The 15,477-nt window shown below is 54.9% G+C and carries 19 protein-coding genes; 13 read left to right on the forward strand and 6 right to left on the reverse strand.

What is annotated here, in order from left to right; translation table 11 throughout:
- Nucleotides 1-138 precede the first annotated feature (138 nt).
- Nucleotides 139-1,761 carry an isovaleryl-CoA dehydrogenase gene (locus tag ACQG0T_RS02270; protein ID WP_023302958.1) on the forward strand — a complete coding sequence of 541 codons (1,623 nt, stop codon included), beginning with the start codon at nucleotides 139-141 and terminating at the stop codon, nucleotides 1,759-1,761.
- Here ACQG0T_RS02270 and ACQG0T_RS02275 read toward each other — a convergent pair.
- The 3 genes from ACQG0T_RS02275 to bsmA form a co-directional block, all read right to left on the reverse strand.
- On the reverse strand, nucleotides 1,758-3,689 hold the full coding sequence (locus ACQG0T_RS02275) for a methyl-accepting chemotaxis protein (protein WP_252051904.1): 1,932 nt from the start codon (nucleotides 3,687-3,689) through the stop codon (nucleotides 1,758-1,760). The two genes, ACQG0T_RS02270 and ACQG0T_RS02275, sit on opposite strands and share 4 nt — an antisense overlap.
- Before the next feature lie 170 nt (nucleotides 3,690-3,859).
- Nucleotides 3,860-4,135 carry a DUF1471 family protease activator YjfN gene (gene yjfN / locus ACQG0T_RS02280; RefSeq protein WP_017694671.1) on the reverse strand — a complete coding sequence of 92 codons (276 nt, stop codon included), beginning with the start codon at nucleotides 4,133-4,135 and terminating at the stop codon, nucleotides 3,860-3,862.
- Between the two features lie 148 nt (nucleotides 4,136-4,283).
- A complete protein-coding gene (bsmA, locus tag ACQG0T_RS02285) occupies nucleotides 4,284-4,613 on the reverse strand; it encodes a biofilm peroxide resistance protein BsmA (protein WP_017383949.1) in 330 nt (109 codons plus the stop codon).
- 137 nt (nucleotides 4,614-4,750) lie between these two features.
- On the opposite strand from bsmA, the gene yjfP reads away from it, so the two are divergent.
- The gene (yjfP, locus tag ACQG0T_RS02290; protein WP_023302960.1) at nucleotides 4,751-5,473 is read left to right on the forward strand and encodes an esterase; all 723 of its coding nucleotides are present in this window, start codon (nucleotides 4,751-4,753) and stop codon (nucleotides 5,471-5,473) included.
- On the opposite strand, the gene ulaR is transcribed toward yjfP, so the two are convergent.
- Both ulaR and ulaG read right to left on the reverse strand, forming a co-directional pair.
- Nucleotides 5,470-6,225: an HTH-type transcriptional regulator UlaR gene (gene ulaR / locus ACQG0T_RS02295; protein ID WP_003856014.1), complete on the reverse strand. Its 756-nt coding sequence runs from the start codon at nucleotides 6,223-6,225 to the stop codon at nucleotides 5,470-5,472. The genes yjfP and ulaR overlap by 4 nt on opposite strands.
- A gap of 110 nt (nucleotides 6,226-6,335) precedes the next feature.
- Nucleotides 6,336-7,400: an L-ascorbate 6-phosphate lactonase gene (gene ulaG, locus ACQG0T_RS02300; protein WP_006810379.1), complete on the reverse strand. Its 1,065-nt coding sequence runs from the start codon at nucleotides 7,398-7,400 to the stop codon at nucleotides 6,336-6,338.
- 359 nt (nucleotides 7,401-7,759) lie between these two features.
- Between ulaG and ulaA the strand changes: the two genes are divergently transcribed.
- From ulaA to ACQG0T_RS02330, 6 genes are read left to right on the forward strand one after another with little or no spacing between them, the layout of a single operon-like run.
- Complete coding sequence (gene ulaA, locus ACQG0T_RS02305) at nucleotides 7,760-9,160, forward strand: PTS ascorbate transporter subunit IIC (RefSeq protein WP_017694669.1); 1,401 nt, start codon at nucleotides 7,760-7,762, stop codon at nucleotides 9,158-9,160.
- Nucleotides 9,161-9,172: 12 nt separating this feature from the next.
- On the forward strand, nucleotides 9,173-9,478 hold the full coding sequence (gene ulaB, locus ACQG0T_RS02310; RefSeq protein WP_003856022.1) for a PTS ascorbate transporter subunit IIB: 306 nt from the start codon (nucleotides 9,173-9,175) through the stop codon (nucleotides 9,476-9,478).
- 9 nt (nucleotides 9,479-9,487) lie between these two features.
- Nucleotides 9,488-9,955, forward strand: coding sequence for a PTS ascorbate transporter subunit IIA (gene ulaC / locus ACQG0T_RS02315; RefSeq protein WP_252051902.1), 468 nt, complete (start codon nucleotides 9,488-9,490; stop codon nucleotides 9,953-9,955).
- Nucleotides 9,956-9,967: 12 nt separating this feature from the next.
- Nucleotides 9,968-10,618, forward strand: a complete 651-nt coding sequence (ulaD, locus tag ACQG0T_RS02320) for a 3-keto-L-gulonate-6-phosphate decarboxylase UlaD (protein WP_017694667.1) — start codon at nucleotides 9,968-9,970, stop codon at nucleotides 10,616-10,618.
- A gap of 9 nt (nucleotides 10,619-10,627) precedes the next feature.
- Entirely contained in the window at nucleotides 10,628-11,488 is an 861-nt protein-coding gene (locus ACQG0T_RS02325) for an L-ribulose-5-phosphate 3-epimerase (RefSeq protein WP_015572478.1), read from the forward strand.
- A complete protein-coding gene (locus tag ACQG0T_RS02330; protein WP_017383945.1) occupies nucleotides 11,481-12,167 on the forward strand; it encodes an L-ribulose-5-phosphate 4-epimerase in 687 nt (228 codons plus the stop codon). Before ACQG0T_RS02325 ends, ACQG0T_RS02330 begins: the two co-directional genes overlap by 8 nt.
- Before the next feature lie 135 nt (nucleotides 12,168-12,302).
- Here ACQG0T_RS02330 and yjfY read toward each other — a convergent pair whose 3' ends face one another.
- A complete protein-coding gene (yjfY, locus tag ACQG0T_RS02335; RefSeq protein WP_017383944.1) occupies nucleotides 12,303-12,578 on the reverse strand; it encodes a DUF1471 family protein YjfY in 276 nt (91 codons plus the stop codon).
- 340 nt (nucleotides 12,579-12,918) lie between these two features.
- Between yjfY and rpsF the strand changes: the two genes are divergently transcribed.
- The 5 genes from rpsF to ACQG0T_RS02360 all read left to right on the forward strand — a co-directional run bounded on the left by rpsF (nucleotide 12,919) and on the right by ACQG0T_RS02360 (nucleotide 15,440).
- Complete coding sequence (rpsF, locus tag ACQG0T_RS02340; RefSeq protein ID WP_003856034.1) at nucleotides 12,919-13,314, forward strand: 30S ribosomal protein S6; 396 nt, start codon at nucleotides 12,919-12,921, stop codon at nucleotides 13,312-13,314.
- Nucleotides 13,315-13,320: 6 nt separating this feature from the next.
- Nucleotides 13,321-13,635, forward strand: coding sequence for a primosomal replication protein N (priB, locus tag ACQG0T_RS02345; protein WP_003856035.1), 315 nt, complete (start codon nucleotides 13,321-13,323; stop codon nucleotides 13,633-13,635).
- A 4-nt stretch (nucleotides 13,636-13,639) separates the two neighbouring features.
- A complete protein-coding gene (rpsR, locus tag ACQG0T_RS02350) occupies nucleotides 13,640-13,867 on the forward strand; it encodes a 30S ribosomal protein S18 (protein WP_000135199.1) in 228 nt (75 codons plus the stop codon).
- Nucleotides 13,868-13,908: 41 nt separating this feature from the next.
- Complete coding sequence (rplI, locus tag ACQG0T_RS02355; RefSeq protein ID WP_006810372.1) at nucleotides 13,909-14,358, forward strand: 50S ribosomal protein L9; 450 nt, start codon at nucleotides 13,909-13,911, stop codon at nucleotides 14,356-14,358.
- 152 nt (nucleotides 14,359-14,510) lie between these two features.
- Complete coding sequence (locus ACQG0T_RS02360) at nucleotides 14,511-15,440, forward strand: DMT family transporter (protein WP_017383942.1); 930 nt, start codon at nucleotides 14,511-14,513, stop codon at nucleotides 15,438-15,440.
- Nucleotides 15,441-15,477: the final 37 nt, after the last annotated feature.

The raw sequence follows: 15,477 nt of genomic DNA on the forward strand, positions 1-15,477 counted from the left end.
AATAGTTTATTCTTATGTTCTGTGAGCTATTTCACGAATGATATCAACACGATCGTCATCGTGTGACCCCCCTCCCATGCAGCGTGCATGCCCTCTGTCCATACTTACCTTTATTGCCAATGAAAGGAGGGAGACAGCATGCACTGGCAGACACATACCGTTTTTAATCAACCTGCACCGCTATCGAACAGCAACCTTTTTCTCTCTGATTGCGCCCTGCGCGATGCGGTAGCGCGCGAAGGGGCTGAGTGGGATGTGGATCTTCTTGCCAGCATCGGACAGCAGTTGGGTACGGCGGAGTCGCTGGAGCTGGGCAGGCTGGCGAACGTTAATCCGCCGGAACTGCTGCGTTATGACGCCACGGGAGCGAGGCTGGATGACGTCCGCTTTCATCCGGCATGGCATCTTCTGATGCAGGGGCTTTGCGCCAACCGGGTGCACAACCTGGCGTGGGAGGAGGAGGCGCGGAAAGGATCGTTCGTCGCCCGGGCCGCGCGTTTTGTGCTTCATGCACAGGTGGAGGCGGGAACGCTATGCCCGGTGACCATGACCTTCGCCGCCACGCCGCTGTTGCTACAGTCGCTGCCCAAACCGTTTCACGACTGGTTAACGCCGCTGATGAGCGATCGCTACGATCCCCATCTCGCACCGGGGGCGCAAAAGCGCGGCCTGCTGATCGGCATGGGGATGACGGAAAAGCAGGGCGGTTCGGACGTACTAAGTAATACCACCAAAGCAGAGAAATGCAGTGATGGCAGTTACCGGCTGGTGGGGCACAAATGGTTTTTCTCCGTGCCGCAGAGCGATGCGCATCTGGTGCTGGCGCAGGCGAAGGGCGGGCTTTCCTGCTTTTTTGTTCCGCGTTTTTTACCCGACGGGCAACGTAATGCCGTGCGCCTTGAGCGTCTGAAGGACAAGCTCGGTAACCGTTCAAATGCCAGCAGTGAGGCTGAGTTCCTTGATGCTTACGGCTGGCTGCTGGGCGAAGAGGGTGAAGGTGTCCGGCAAATTCTGAAGATGGGCGGGCTGACGCGCTTTGACTGTGCGCTTGGCAGCCACGGATTGATGCGCCGTGCGCTCTCGGTGGCGCTTTATCATGCCCATCAGCGGCAGACCTTCGGCAAAAATCTGATCGACCAGCCGTTAATGCGCGACGTGCTAAGCCGTATGGCGCTGGTGCTGGAGGGACACACGGCACTGCTGTTCCGACTCGCCCGGGCGTGGGACAACCGCACCGACCCGCAGGAGGTCGCATGGGCGCGGCTTTTCACTCCGGCGGCAAAATACAGCGTCTGCAAAGCGGGCATACCGTTTGTGGCAGAGGCAATGGAGGTGCTGGGCGGCGCAGGCTATTGCGAAGAGAGTGAGCTTCCACGGTTGTACCGTGAAATGCCCGTCAACAGCATCTGGGAAGGCTCTGGCAATATTATGTGCCTGGATGTACTGCGCGTGCTGGCGAAGCAGTCGGGTATTCTCGACCTGCTCGCCGATGATTTCGCGCAGGTCAAAGGCCAGGACAGGCATTTCGATCGCAGCTGGCGGCAGCTACAGCAGAAGCTGCGTAAACCGCAGGAAGCGCAGGGCAGGGAGATCGCGCGGCAGCTCTTTTTACTCGGGGCCGGAAGTCAGATGCTGCGGCACGCATCGCCGCCCGTGGCGCAGGCGTGGTGCCGCATGATGCTGGATACCCGAGGCGGCACGCTGATGAGCGAACAAGTGCAAACCGACCTGCTGCTGCGTGCCACGGGCCGGGTCGGTTAAGCTTTCAGCTGGAACAGGCTCACCAGCCGGGTGAGATGTGAACCCTTCTCGCGCAGCGTCTGTGCCGTCTGCTCGCTGCGTGAGATGCGATCGGCATTGATGTGCGATGCCTCACCGATGTGCGTCATCGCCAGATTCACCTGACCAATCCCCGCAGACTGCTCGCGGGAGGCGTGGTTGATCTCGGTGACAAGCTGGCTGATGTTATCGATATGAACAATGATGGCATCCATCGCCAGACGCGTCTGCTCAGACAGCGCATGGCCTTCGCTCACCTTGTTCAGCGTGTCGCCAATCAACTGTTCAATCTCTTTTACCGCATTGGCGCTGCGTGCGGCCAGGGCGCGCACCTCTTGCGCCACCACTGCGAAACCTTTCCCGTGCTCGCCCGCCCGCGCCGCTTCAACCGCCGCATTGAGCGCCAGGATATTGGTCTGGAAAGCGATGGACTCAATCACGCGGGTGATGTCTTCAATGCGTTTCGATGCATCACGAATATCATCCATGGTGGAGACTGCGTGGGTCACCGTCTCTCCACCCTGATGCACCGCGCGCGAGGTTTCACCCACCAGCTGCTGCGTTTGCTCCATGTTGGCGGCATTTTGCTGCACGGTGGCGGCTAATTGCTCCATGCTGGCGGAGGTCTCCTCAACGCTGCTGGCCTGCTTGTTGATCTGTTCAGAGATCTCGCCGGTATCTGAAGCCAGCGCGTTAGTCCCCAGATGGATTTCGCTTGCGGCCTCGCGGACCTGCAACACAATTTTTTGCAGGCCGCCCCCGATCCCGTTGATGGCATCAATCAGCTGGCCGACCTCATCCTGGCGGGTTACCGGCAGGCTGGCGCGCAGATCGCCTGCGGCATACTGCCGTGCAAGCGCGATCACTGCGCGCAGTGGGCGGGTTAGCATCCGGCGAATGAGGATAACGAACAGGCCCGCGAAGAGCGCGGATAGCACCACGCCCGCGATCAGGAAGCGATCGCGCAGCGTGGTGACGCTTGAAAGCAGTACGGCTTTATCCACTTCACCCACGATGGTCCAGTTCCAGCCCGGCAGCGGCGTGTAGGCAACTTTGAGCGTACGGCCATCTGCGCTCACGCGCTCCAGCGTGCCGGCTTTATCACTCAGAAGCTGCTGCTGTGTCGCCGTGTCCCAGTTGGGCAGTTTGCCCTCATCGCTGGCATGGAACAGATACTGTCCGCGCGTTTTGCCGCTGCTGCGATCCAGTACAAAGAAGTGGCCGCTCTCGCCCAGACGACGGTTAAGGATTTTCTCGCGCATGACGTTCCACGAATGGGTGATGTCCACGCCGACAAAGATAATCCCGATAACCTGGCCTTCCGCATTTTTAACAGGCTGGTACTGCGTGATATAGCGCTTGCCGAACAGCAGCGCGAGGCCACGATAGACCTCCCCTTTGGTGACAGCCGCAAATGCCGGGCTGGTGGTATCAAGAACGGTTCCGATGGCGCGGTCGCCATTCTCTTTGCGCAGCGACGTGGCCACGCGGATAAAATCGTTACCGCTGCGGACAAACAGCGTCGAGATGGCGCCCGTTCGGCTCAGGAAGTCATCAGAAAGCGTATTGTTTTCATGCAACTCCGTTTCGCCGCCTTTCAGCAGAGGAACGGTAAGCCCGTTTATGGTCCGGCTCTGGCTGCTGTCGCTGTTCAGCGGCTGTGGCAAAAAGGTGGTGAACAGACGGGTATAGCTTTCAACCTCTTCGCTCAGGCTGGTGTTCAACATCTCTACCATATCCACCATGCCGGTGGACTGGTTATGCAGGTCTTCAACCGCAAGATCTTCAAGCTGCTGGCTGGCGTTGTGGCTCAACAGAAAAGTGAACAGCAAAAAAAGCGTGGCGACACTTGCACCTGTTAGCAGCGATAGCTTCGTGCCCAGACCTGCCCGGCGGAAAAAGGTGATCATAAATTGCTCATTATTGAAAAGTGATGGCTGTTCAACGGCAGAGCGAAGAGAACGTTTATCTGTTTAATGTAACTGAATGTTACCTATTTGTTTTTATTAAGTTTCGGGAGGGATAAAAAATTTGCAAAAGTGAAAAGCCACTAAAATTAAGTGGCTTTTATCGGAAGGGATTATGCATAAAGAATGGCCTGCACGCGCCAGTGATTAACATGGTTATCTTCCTGCATCTGGACGATGCGATACCAGGATGCGCCCTGTTCATCGGCCTTCAGGGCGACGACACGTTCAACGTCTTGCGGACTTCCCGTGATATTATTGACGGAGATCTGACCAATCTCGTTCAGGCCCGTGACGCAATCCGCGCTGGCAAATTCGGCCGACTGCGCCGTGGTGCTCAGCAGGCCCGCTGAAAGCAATAGCGTCGTTAAAGCAAGGGTTCGTTTCATCGTCAGCTCCTTTTCACGTGTCTCCGGTATCCGCCGGGCAATCCTTCGCGAATAAACTCATTTCCATTGTTGCTGGCATGGAGTTTATTGTGGACAGGAAAATGTCTACGGACGCAAAGCAGTGTAAAAGTCGTTCAAATGATGATGCTTACTTACGGTACAAAATTCCCTGGGCGTACCACTGTCCCGTAATAATGGTTTCATCAATCATCGTGATGACGTAATAATCTGCTTTTGCGGCAACTGCCTGTGCTTCAATTGCGTCTTCTGCATCATCCGGGGAACCACGAACCATCGCGGATACGGTACCCAGGCGTTGTAATCCTTCCGTCTGATTACGACGAATTTCCTGAGGATGATCGGTAACCGGCGGCGCCGGTTCTGGCGTACCCTGCAATATGGAACATCCGCTGAGCAGTGAGACCAGCAATAAAGCCGTAAGCCTGCGCATAAACCTGTCTCTTTTCCTGATAGCCATAGTGTAGTTGTCTGCGAATTTAGTTTTGGGGGAATGTTCCCGAAGTGTTATCTGGGACGTAGATTTCGAATGAAAATATCGTGAAACCGTAATCCAGCTCTCAACATTATGAATCATTCATCAGCACAGGATCGACAATGATTGAAATTGAAACTCGCCAGCTGAGTGGGCATGAAATCATCCATGCTTTTTCGGCTGGTAAAGGTGAACAGCCGCTGCCGACGGTAGTTTTCTATCATGGCTTTCTCTCCTCGAAGCTGGTCTACAGCTATTTTGCCGTCGCGCTGGCGCAGGCCGGTTTCCGGGTGGTCATGCCTGATGCGCCGAATCATGGGGCACGCTTTACGGGCGATGAGCAGGCGCGGCTGGGGCTGTTCTGGCAAACGCTGCACGGCAATCTGACCGAGTTCGCCGGGCTGCGTGACGCGCTCTTGCAGGCCGGGCTGGTGGAGGGGAAACGGCTGGCGGTCGCAGGCGCATCAATGGGCGGAATGACGGCGCTGGGGATCATGGCCAGGCATCCGGAGGTGACGTCCGTGGCTTGCCTGATGGGATCGGGCTACTTTACGTCACTGGCAAAGACGCTGTTCCCGCCGCAGGCCCCTCAGGAGATTGAGGCCCTGTTGTCTGAATGGGACGTCAGCCATGCGCTTTCGCAGCTGGCCGATCGTCCGCTGCTTCTGTGGCATGGGGACGCCGATGACGTCGTACCGCCCGGTGAAACGTTCCGCCTGCAACAGGCGCTACAGCGTGAAGGGCTGGACAGCAATCTGACCTGCCTGTGGGGAGCAGGTGTCCGGCACCGTATTACCCCGGCCGCGCTGGAGTCAACCGTGGAATTCTTCCGTCAGCACCTTTAAACGCGCAGCACTGTGACACCCTGATCCTCCAGCTTGCTGAGGATCTCGGGGTTGGCGTTTTTGCCGGTGATCACCATGCTGATTTGCTCGGCGCGGCTGAAAAGCATGCCGGCGCGTTCACCGACCTTGCTGCTGTCGACCAGCACCACCAGTTTGCCCACTACGTTAAGCATGTTCTGTTCTGCCATTGCGGTGAGCATATCGGTTTTATACAGGCCATCCGCCGTCAGACCTTTGCCGCTGGTAAACATCCAGTGCCCGGCGTAGAGGCTGTTTTCACTGTCCTGCGGGCTAAGGGTGATGGACTGGCTCTTGTTATACTGGCCGCCCATGATCACCACGCTTTCATGTTCCTGGTCAATGAGATAGTTGGCCAGCGGCAAATAGTTGGTGATGATTTGCACCGGCTTGCCGCACATCTCACGGCCCAGCAGAAACGCCGTCGAACCGCAGTTGATCACCACGCTTTCTCCAGGATTTACCAGCTGTGATGCCGCTCTGGCAATCCGCACCTTTTCATCGTGATTCTGCGCCTGGTGGATGTTCATCGGCGTCCAGCGTGGACGCTGCTGGCTGATGGCCTCTGCACCGTTGCGGACTTTTTTCAGCTTGCCGCTCTCATCCAGCTTGTTAATGTCCCGCCGCGCGGTAGCGGGGGAGATCCCTAAACGTTCGATCACTTTCTCGACGGTGATAAACCCTGTTTGCGCCAGGAGTTCCAATAAAATTTGATGCCGTTGCGCTTCCGTCATGAGCTATTCCGATAAGAATTGATTTGAAAAGATGATATTTGAAATAGCGTGAAATTACTAAGATAAATATGACATCGCCAGACGCAAGGTCTGGCGATTGGGCCTCAGAATCAGAGGAAGGATTTGAACGGCAGATCGGGTTCAATCGTAAAGCAATCATCGAAACCACGCGGGTAGTGGTACTCAAGATTGTCTTTATCCAGCGGCCAGGTGAACTTGCCGCCAACCTGCCAGATGAACGGCTTGAAGCCATACTTGAGGCGGTCTTTTTTCATCTCCCACAGGACGCGGATCTCTTGCGGATCGGCCTGGAAGTTTGACCAGATATCGTGGTGGAACGGGATCACCACTTTGGTGTTCAGCGCTTCGGCCATACGCAGCATGTCTGCGCTGGTCATTTTGTCGGTGATCCCGCGCGGGTTTTCACCGTAAGAGCCAAGCGCCACGTCAATCTGATGCTCGTTACCGTGCTTCGCGTAATAGTTGGAGTAGTGGGAGTCACCGCTGTGATACAGGGAACCGCCGGGCGTTTTGAACAGGTAGTTCACCGCGCGCTCATCCATCCCGTCTGGCAGTACGCCTGCGGCTTTCTGGTCGGCAGGCAGGGTGATCAGCGCGGTACGGTCAAAGGCATCCAGCGCGTGAATTTCAATGTCTTTGATTTTCACTACGTCGCCCGGCTTCATCACGATGCAGCGCTCTTTTGGCACGCCCCAGCCAATCCACAAATCCACGCAGGTCTGCGGCCCAATAAACGGTACGTCGTCCGCGCAGTTTTGCATTACCGCTGCCGCCACGTTCACGTCGATATGATCGTTGTGATCGTGGGTAGAGAGTACGGCGTCGATCTGACGAATGGCAAAAGGATCCAGCACGAAAGGCGTGGTGCGCAGGTTCGGCTGGAGCTTTTCAACGCCGGCCATACGCTGCATCTGGTGGCCTTTTTTCATCAGTGGATTGCCGTGGCTCTGTTTGCCGGTGCCGCACCAGAAATCAACACAAATGTTGGCGCCGCCTTCTGATTTCAGCCAGATCCCGGTGCAGCCCAGCCACCACATCGCAAATGTGCCAGGAGCAACCTGTTCCTGCTCGATCTCTTCGTTCAGCCAGCTACCCCACTCCGGAAAGGTACTCAGAATCCATGATTCACGGGTGATGGTTTTCACTTTACTCATCGTTTGACTCCTGTTTTTAATCAAAAGTAATCACTATATGACTTGTTGTGATTAATGCTGGCACTGTTTTAATCGATTTGCAATGGCTGATTTGCGGAAAATTCCCCTCGCCACCTCACAGAAAAAACTTCATGACGTTGTTAAGATAACCATTATAAATGATTAATATATTGAAATTTAAGAATTTATTTATTTGTTTGGATTGGTAGTGAAAATCATTACTAATACCATGGAAATAAATTGCGTGATCCGTCACAAATAATCAAATGCAATCTTGTGATGATTATTTGTGATTAATAGAGTGATGACACCAACCACACAGGGATTGCCCCTCGTGTTCTCATTTTCTGGAGAGAGTTATGGAGATCCTCTACAACGTCTTTACCGTGTTCTTTAATCAGGTAATGACCAACGCCCCGCTGTTGCTGGGTATCGTGACGTGCCTGGGGTACATCCTGCTGCGCAAAAGCGTCAGCGTGATTATCAAAGGCACCATCAAAACCATCATTGGTTTTATGCTGTTGCAGGCGGGGTCTGGCATTCTGACCAGCACGTTTAAGCCGGTTGTTGCCAAAATGTCAGAGGTGTACGGCATTAACGGCGCCATCTCTGACACTTACGCGTCCATGATGGCCACCATCGATCGTATGGGGGATGCGTACAGCTGGGTTGGGTATGCGGTACTGCTCGCGCTGGCGCTGAACATCATTTACGTGCTCCTGCGCCGCATCACCGGTATTCGCACCATCATGCTCACCGGGCACATCATGTTCCAGCAGGCGGGGCTGATTGCGGTTTCTCTCTATATCTTCGGCTACCCAATGTGGACCACCGTCATCTGCACGGCAATACTGGTCTCGCTTTACTGGGGCATCACCTCCAACATGATGTATAAGCCAACGCAGGACGTTACGGACGGCTGCGGCTTCTCCATCGGTCACCAGCAGCAGTTCGCCTCCTGGATTGCTTACAAAGTTGCGCCGTACCTGGGCAAAAAAGAGGAGAGTGTTGAAGACCTCAAATTGCCTGGCTGGCTGAATATCTTCCACGACAACATCGTCTCCACGGCAATTGTGATGACCATCTTCTTCGGTGCCATCCTGCTCTCCTTTGGCATTGACGTGGTGCAGGCGATGGCGGGTAAAACCCACTGGACGGTCTATATCCTGCAAACCGGTTTCTCCTTCGCGGTGGCCATTTTCATCATCACCCAGGGCGTGCGTATGTTCGTCGCCGAACTGTCGGAAGCGTTTAACGGCATCTCCCAGCGCCTGATCCCTGGCGCGGTGCTGGCGATTGACTGTGCGGCTATCTATAGCTTTGCGCCAAACGCCGTCGTCTGGGGCTTTATGTGGGGCACCATCGGCCAGCTGATTGCGGTCGGCATCCTGGTGGGCTGTGGCTCCTCAATCCTGATTATTCCTGGCTTTATCCCGATGTTCTTCTCCAACGCCACTATTGGCGTATTTGCTAACCACTTCGGCGGATGGCGCGCAGCGCTCAAGATCTGCCTGGTGATGGGCATGATTGAAATCTTCGGGTGCGTGTGGGCGGTCAAGCTCACCGGCATGAGCGCCTGGATGGGCATGGCGGACTGGTCAATTCTGGCGCCGCCGATGATGCAGGGCTTTGCGTCCGTCGGGCTGGTCTTTATGGCCGTCATCATCTTGATTGCCCTGGCTTATATGTTCTTCGCTGGCCGTTCGCTGCGGGCTGAAGAAGATGCAGAAAAACAAACAGCAGAAGTGTCTGCTCATTAAGGAGTTTCGATTATGACCGTACGTATCCTGGCTGTGTGTGGCAATGGGCAAGGTAGCTCCATGATCATGAAGATGAAAGTGGACCAGTTTTTAACCCAGTCAAACATTGACCACACGGTGAACAGCTGCGCAGTGGGTGAATACAAAAGTGAACTGAATGGCGCGGACATCATCATCGCCTCAACGCACATTGCCGGCGAGATTAGCGTGTCGGGCAACAAATACGTGGTAGGCGTACGCAACATGCTGTCGCCTGCGGATTTCGGACCAAAGCTGCTGGAAGTGATCAAAGAACACTTCCCACAAGACGTGAAGTAAGGATGCCACATGAAACTACGTGATTCGCTGGCAGAGAATAACTCCATCCTTTTACAGGCCGAAGCCAGTACCTGGCAGGAAGCGGTGAAGCTGAGCGTGGATCTGCTGGTTAAGGCGGACATTGTCGAGCCGCGTTATTACCAGGCCATTCTGGATGGCGTGGCGCAGTTTGGACCCTATTTTGTGATTGCCCCGGGGCTGGCAATGCCGCATGGCCGTCCCGAAGAGGGCGTCAAGAAAACCGGTTTTGCGCTGGTGACGTTGAAAAAACCACTGGTGTTCAACCACGAAGATAACGACCCGGTCGACATTCTGATCACCATGGCGGCTGTCGATGCCAACACCCACCAGGAGGTGGGGATCATGCAGATCGTAAATCTGTTTGAGGACGAAGCCAACTTTGACCGTTTACGCGCCTGCCGTACCGCGCAGGACGTGCTGGATTTAATTGATAACGCCACTGCGGCGGCCGTTTAAGAGGAATTGAAAATGTCATTACCAATGTTGCAGGTCGCGCTGGATAACCAGACTCTGTCTCACGCTTACGAAACCACCCGTCTGATTGCGGAAGAAGTGGACATCATCGAAGTCGGCACCATTCTGTGCGTGGGCGAAGGCGTTCGTGCGGTTCGTGACCTGAAGGCGCTCTATCCGCATAAAATCGTGCTGGCGGATGCCAAAATCGCCGACGCGGGCAAAATCCTCTCTCGCATGTGCTTTGAAGCCAACGCCGACTGGGTCACCGTGATCTGCTGTGCGGATATCAACACTGCGAAAGGCGCGCTGGACGTGGCGAAGGAGTTCAACGGCGACGTGCAGATTGAACTGACCGGTTTCTGGACCTGGGAGCAGGCGCAGGAGTGGCGCGAAGCGGGTATCCAGCAGGTGGTTTATCACCGTAGCCGTGATGCGCAGGCCGCAGGCGTGGCGTGGGGCGAAGCCGATATCAGCGCGATCAAACGTCTGGCCGATATGGGCTTCAAAGTGACCGTCACCGGTGGCCTGGCGCTGGAGGATCTGCCGCTGTTCCAGGGTATCCCGATTCACGTCTTTATTGCCGGTCGTAGCATTCGTGATGCTGCGTCTCCGGTGGAAGCGGCGCGTCAGTTCAAACGCTCAATCGCTCAGCTTTGGGGTTAAGGAGCGGGTATGTTGTCAAAACAGGTCCCGCTTGGCATCTATGAAAAGGCACTCCCTGCGGGGGAGTGCTGGCTGGAGCGGTTGCAGCTGGCGAAGCAGCTGGGTTTCGATTTTGTCGAAATGTCTGTGGATGAGACGGACGAGCGTCTTTCTCGCCTGGACTGGCGCCGCGACCAGCGTCTGGCGCTGGTGAGCGCCATTGCCGAAACCGGCGTGCGCGTGCCATCCATGTGCCTGAGCGCTCATCGTCGTTTTCCGCTTGGCAGCGAAGATGATGCTGTACGCGCCGAAGGGCTGGAGATCATGCGTAAAGCCATTCGCTTTGCACAGGATGTCGGCATCCGCGTGATCCAACTGGCGGGTTACGATGTTTACTATCAGGAAGCCAACGATGAAACGCGCCGTCGTTTCCGGGAGGGCCTGAAAGAGAGCGTTGAGATGGCAAGCCGTGCGCAGGTGACGCTGGCGATGGAGATCATGGATTATCCGTTGATGAACTCCATCAGCAAGGCGCTGGGCTATGCGCACTATCTGAACAACCCATGGTTCCAGCTTTATCCGGATATCGGAAACCTGTCGGCATGGGATAACGATGTACAGATGGAGCTTCAGGCGGGCATCGGGCATATCGTGGCGGTGCACGTTAAAGATACCCGTCCTGGCGTGTTTAAAAACGTACCGTTCGGCACCGGGGTGGTGGATTTCGAACGGTGCTTCCAGACGCTCAAACAGACAGGTTATTGCGGGCCTTACCTGATTGAGATGTGGAGCGAAACCGCGGACGACCCGGCGGCAGAAGTGGCGAAAGCCCGGGACTGGGTGCGCGAGCGCATGGCGCGGGCAGGGCTGATGGAGGCGGAACATGCTTAAGCTGAAACAGCAGGTCTTTGAAGCCAATATGGATCTCCCGCGCTATGGACTGGTGACGTTTACCTGGGGCAACGTAAGCGCCATCGATCGCGAGCAGGGGCTAGTGGTGATTAAGCCGAGCGGCGTGGCCTATGACGCCATGAAAGCGGACGATATGGTGGTGGTTGACCTGGAAGGACACGTCGTTGAAGGCAAATGGCGCCCTTCTTCAGATACGGCAACCCACCTGGCGCTGTATCAGCGTTACCCGTCTCTGGGTGGCGTTGTGCATACCCATTCCACGCACGCCACCGCCTGGGCACAGGCCGGGCTGGCGATCCCTGCTTTGGGTACGACGCACGCAGATTACTTCTTCGGCGATATTCCCTGCACGCGAGCGTTAACGCAGGCTGAGGTCGAAGGCGAGTACGAACTTAACACCGGCAGGGTCATTATCGAAACGCTGGGTGAGACGGAACCACTGCATACGCCGGGTATTGTGGTGTACCAGCATGGTCCGTTCTCCTGGGGTAAAGATGCGCATGACGCCGTGCATAACGCGGTGGTGATGGAAGAGGTGGCCAGAATGGCGTGGATTGCGCGCGGCATTAACCCACAGCTTCAGGGCATTGATGATTACCTGATGAACAAGCATTTCATGCGTAAGCATGGCCCGAATGCTTATTACGGGCAGAAGTGAATAAGTGCTCTGGAATACCGAAACAGTTGTAACCGGTGGTATTCCGGAGCCATTCATAAAAAAAGCCCCCGGGCAGGGGGAAAATTATATATGGCTTTGATTTTCGTTGGCTTTCCTGGTGCTAGCGATGTAGCGTTACTGGTAAATATCTGCACTGGCGTGCATATTACCGTTGCTGCCGGGCTCACGTGTCAGCATGACGTGATAGTATTTTGCGCCCTGCGCATCGGTTTCTTCATTAAGCGCCTGATCTGCTTCACTTTCAGTGGCGAAGTTATGATTGATGTAAATAACGCCTAAGCTCTGCACATCATCCATGTTTCTGGCCTGTTGGCTGTCTATTCTGATGGCTGCCATCGCGTTTGCACTGAGCAAAAGCGCAGCCAAAATGGCGATTGCGATTCTTTTCATGATATGCGCTCCACGACTGCGTGCTGTGATACGGGGTAATGTTCTCCTTCTCTGTTCAGTGTCTCTGATTAAAGTGTAATCGCTACCCGGATTGCGATGGGTGACCATTTCTGATGGTGTTGTTCAAAAAAACAGCGCTTCTGATGAGTGCGATTTTAAATCACCCACTTAGAACAGCTTTACCCTTTGTGCGAATTATTTGTGCAATCAGCTTGAGTTTCCTGGGGGGCGCAAGTATTATGACGCGTCAATTTTTCAGCCGACCTTTAACACGTTCCTTGCCTCCCCGGGCCTCGGCTGACCCAGACAGGAGGCTGAATAATCCGTAAGGAGCAATTCGATGCGTCATTACGAAATCGTTTTTATGGTCCACCCTGACCAGAGCGAACAGGTTCCGGGCATGATCGAGCGTTACTCTGCTGCCATCACTGGTGCAGAAGGCACGATCCACCGTCTGGAAGACTGGGGCCGCCGTCAGCTGGCTTACCCGATCAACAAACTGCACAAAGCACACTACGTTCTGATGAACGTTGAAGCTCCGCAGGAAGTGATCGATGAGCTGGAAACTACCTTCCGCTTCAACGATGCCGTTATCCGCAGCATGGTTATGCGTACCAAACACGCAGTGACCGAAGCATCTCCGATGGTTAAAGCGAAAGACGAGCGCCGTGAGCGTCGCGATGATTTCGCAAACGAAACCGCAGATGATTCTGATGCTGGGGATTCTGAAGAGTAATTTCTGATGACCAACCGTCTGGTGTTGTCCGGCACCGTGTGCAGGACCCCCCTTCGAAAGGTCAGCCCATCAGGAATTCCGCATTGCCAGTTCGTGCTTGAGCATCGTTCTGTGCAAGAGGAAGCCGGGTTTCACCGGCAGGCGTGGTGCCAAATGCCCGTGATTATTAGCGGACACGAAAACCAGGCCATTACTCACAGTTTAACGGTCGGTAGTGCAGTAATCGTTCAGGGGTTCATTTCTTGCCACAAGGCAAAGAACGGCCTGAGCAAAATGGTTCTGCATGCCGAGCAGATTGATTTGATAGATTCTGGAGACTAGCCATATGGCACGTTATTTCCGTCGTCGCAAGTTCTGCCGTTTCACCGCGGAAGGCGTTCAAGAGATCGACTATAAAGATATCGCAACGCTGAAAAACTACATCACCGAAAGCGGTAAGATTGTCCCAAGCCGTATCACCGGTACTCGTGCAAAATATCAGCGTCAGCTGGCTCGCGCTATCAAACGCGCTCGCTACCTGTCTCTGCTGCCGTACACTGATCGTCATCAGTAATCGGGCACGGTCCATTAATACGACTTTAAGAGGATAAGGTAATGCAAGTTATTCTGCTTGATAAAGTAGCAAACCTGGGCAGCCTGGGTGATCAGGTAAACGTTAAAGCGGGTTACGCTCGTAACTTCCTGGTTCCACAGGGTAAAGCTGTTCCAGCTACTAAGAAAAACGTAGAGTTTTTCGAAGCACGTCGTGCTGAACTGGAAGCCAAACTGGCTGACGTTCTGGCGGCTGCTAACGCTCGCGCTGAAGCAATCAACGCACTGGGCACCGTTACTATCGCGTCTAAAGCTGGCGACGAAGGTAAACTGTTCGGTTCCATCGGTACCCGCGATATCGCTGATGCAGTTACTGCGGCAGGCGTTAAAGTGGCTAAGAGCGAAGTTCGTATGCCGAACGGCGTTCTGCGTACCACTGGTGAGCACGAAGTTGACTTCCAGGTTCACAGCGAAGTGTTCGCTAAACTGGTTGTTAACGTAGTAGCTGAGTAATTTTTTACTCTGCTCGCGTCGAAGCGCCGGCCTTGTGCCGGCGTTTTGCTTTTTAGCGTGACCCTGCGTCATCTTTTGCTCTTGTAAGGTCGCTATTCCTGACGCATTCTCTGATAATAAATTGAAACGCAATTTTATTTATGAGATTTGTCATGGATACTGCTCTGCCCACGCCCGTCTTTGCCCGTCGCAATGTGGCCTATGCCTGCGCCACGCTCTGCTGTCTGCTTTGGGGAAGCTCGTACCCGGCCATTAAAAGTGGCTACGAACTCTTTCAGATCGCGACCGATGATATCCCCTCCAAAGTCGTCTTTGCCGGATACCGTTTTCTGTTTGCCGGCGCGTTGCTGCTGCTTTTTGCCCTGGCCCAGCGAAAGCCGATTGGCAGGCTCACGCCCACGCAGTTTGGCCAGCTCACGATCCTCGGACTGACGCAGACCTCCCTCCAGTACACCTTCTTTTATATCGGCCTGGCCTACACGACCGGGGTGAACGGCTCCATCATGAATGCCACCGGGACCTTCTTCAGCGTGCTGCTGGCGCACTTTATCTACCACAACGACAAACTCAGCTATAACAAAACGCTGGGATGTGTTCTGGGCTTTGCCGGGGTTATGCTGGTGAACTTCCACAGCGGGTTAAGTGAGTTCCAGTTTGTCTGGAAAGGTGACGGATTTGTGGTGCTGGCCGCCTTTATTCTCTCTGCGGCCACGCTTTACGGGAAGCGCATTTCCCAGACCGTTGACCCGACGGTGATGACTGGCTGGCAGCTGGGGATAGGCGGGGCGGCACTGGTTGCGGGAGGCTATGCCACGGGCGGGACGCTGGAGGTGCACAGCATGAAAGCCGTCGCCGTGCTGGGGTATCTGACGCTGCTCTCATCCGTGGCGTTCGCCCTGTGGAGCGCGCTGCTGAAAGTAAACCGCGTGAGTATGATTGCCCCGTTCAACTTTGTCATACCTGTAGCAGGGACGGTGCTCTCGGCCATCTTCCTCGGCGAAAACATTCTGGACATCAAATACGCGATTGCGCTGGTGCTGGTCTGCTCGGGGATCTGGTGGGTGAATAAACGGCGTGCCTGAGAACACAAGTGCCGGGCGGCGGCTTCGCCTTACCCGG

This window comes from Enterobacter cloacae complex sp. 302F9 (assembly GCF_050030335.1).
Lineage (GTDB): Bacteria > Pseudomonadota > Gammaproteobacteria > Enterobacterales > Enterobacteriaceae > Enterobacter > Enterobacter hormaechei_C.

Excerpts from the sequence above, each read along its gene's own strand:
- ulaG (WP_006810379.1), bottom strand. The coding sequence starts at position 7,400 with ATGAGTAAAGTGAAAACCATCACCCGTGAATCATGGATTCTGAGTACC.
- ACQG0T_RS02360 (WP_017383942.1), top strand. The coding sequence starts at position 14,511 with ATGGATACTGCTCTGCCCACGCCCGTCTTTGCCCGTCGCAATGTGGCC.
- ulaA (WP_017694669.1), top strand. The coding sequence starts at position 7,760 with ATGGAGATCCTCTACAACGTCTTTACCGTGTTCTTTAATCAGGTAATG.
- rpsF (WP_003856034.1), top strand. The coding sequence starts at position 12,919 with ATGCGTCATTACGAAATCGTTTTTATGGTCCACCCTGACCAGAGCGAA.
- ulaD (WP_017694667.1), top strand. The coding sequence starts at position 9,968 with ATGTCATTACCAATGTTGCAGGTCGCGCTGGATAACCAGACTCTGTCT.
- rpsR (WP_000135199.1), top strand. The coding sequence starts at position 13,640 with ATGGCACGTTATTTCCGTCGTCGCAAGTTCTGCCGTTTCACCGCGGAA.
- ACQG0T_RS02325 (WP_015572478.1), top strand. The coding sequence starts at position 10,628 with ATGTTGTCAAAACAGGTCCCGCTTGGCATCTATGAAAAGGCACTCCCT.
- ulaB (WP_003856022.1), top strand. The coding sequence starts at position 9,173 with ATGACCGTACGTATCCTGGCTGTGTGTGGCAATGGGCAAGGTAGCTCC.
- yjfY (WP_017383944.1), bottom strand. The coding sequence starts at position 12,578 with ATGAAAAGAATCGCAATCGCCATTTTGGCTGCGCTTTTGCTCAGTGCA.
- priB (WP_003856035.1), top strand. The coding sequence starts at position 13,321 with ATGACCAACCGTCTGGTGTTGTCCGGCACCGTGTGCAGGACCCCCCTT.
- bsmA (WP_017383949.1), bottom strand. The coding sequence starts at position 4,613 with ATGGCTATCAGGAAAAGAGACAGGTTTATGCGCAGGCTTACGGCTTTA.
- yjfN (WP_017694671.1), bottom strand. The coding sequence starts at position 4,135 with ATGAAACGAACCCTTGCTTTAACGACGCTATTGCTTTCAGCGGGCCTG.
- ulaC (WP_252051902.1), top strand. The coding sequence starts at position 9,488 with ATGAAACTACGTGATTCGCTGGCAGAGAATAACTCCATCCTTTTACAG.
- ulaR (WP_003856014.1), bottom strand. The coding sequence starts at position 6,225 with ATGACGGAAGCGCAACGGCATCAAATTTTATTGGAACTCCTGGCGCAA.
- ACQG0T_RS02275 (WP_252051904.1), bottom strand. The coding sequence starts at position 3,689 with ATGATCACCTTTTTCCGCCGGGCAGGTCTGGGCACGAAGCTATCGCTG.
- rplI (WP_006810372.1), top strand. The coding sequence starts at position 13,909 with ATGCAAGTTATTCTGCTTGATAAAGTAGCAAACCTGGGCAGCCTGGGT.
- ACQG0T_RS02270 (WP_023302958.1), top strand. The coding sequence starts at position 139 with ATGCACTGGCAGACACATACCGTTTTTAATCAACCTGCACCGCTATCG.
- yjfP (WP_023302960.1), top strand. The coding sequence starts at position 4,751 with ATGATTGAAATTGAAACTCGCCAGCTGAGTGGGCATGAAATCATCCAT.
- ACQG0T_RS02330 (WP_017383945.1), top strand. The coding sequence starts at position 11,481 with ATGCTTAAGCTGAAACAGCAGGTCTTTGAAGCCAATATGGATCTCCCG.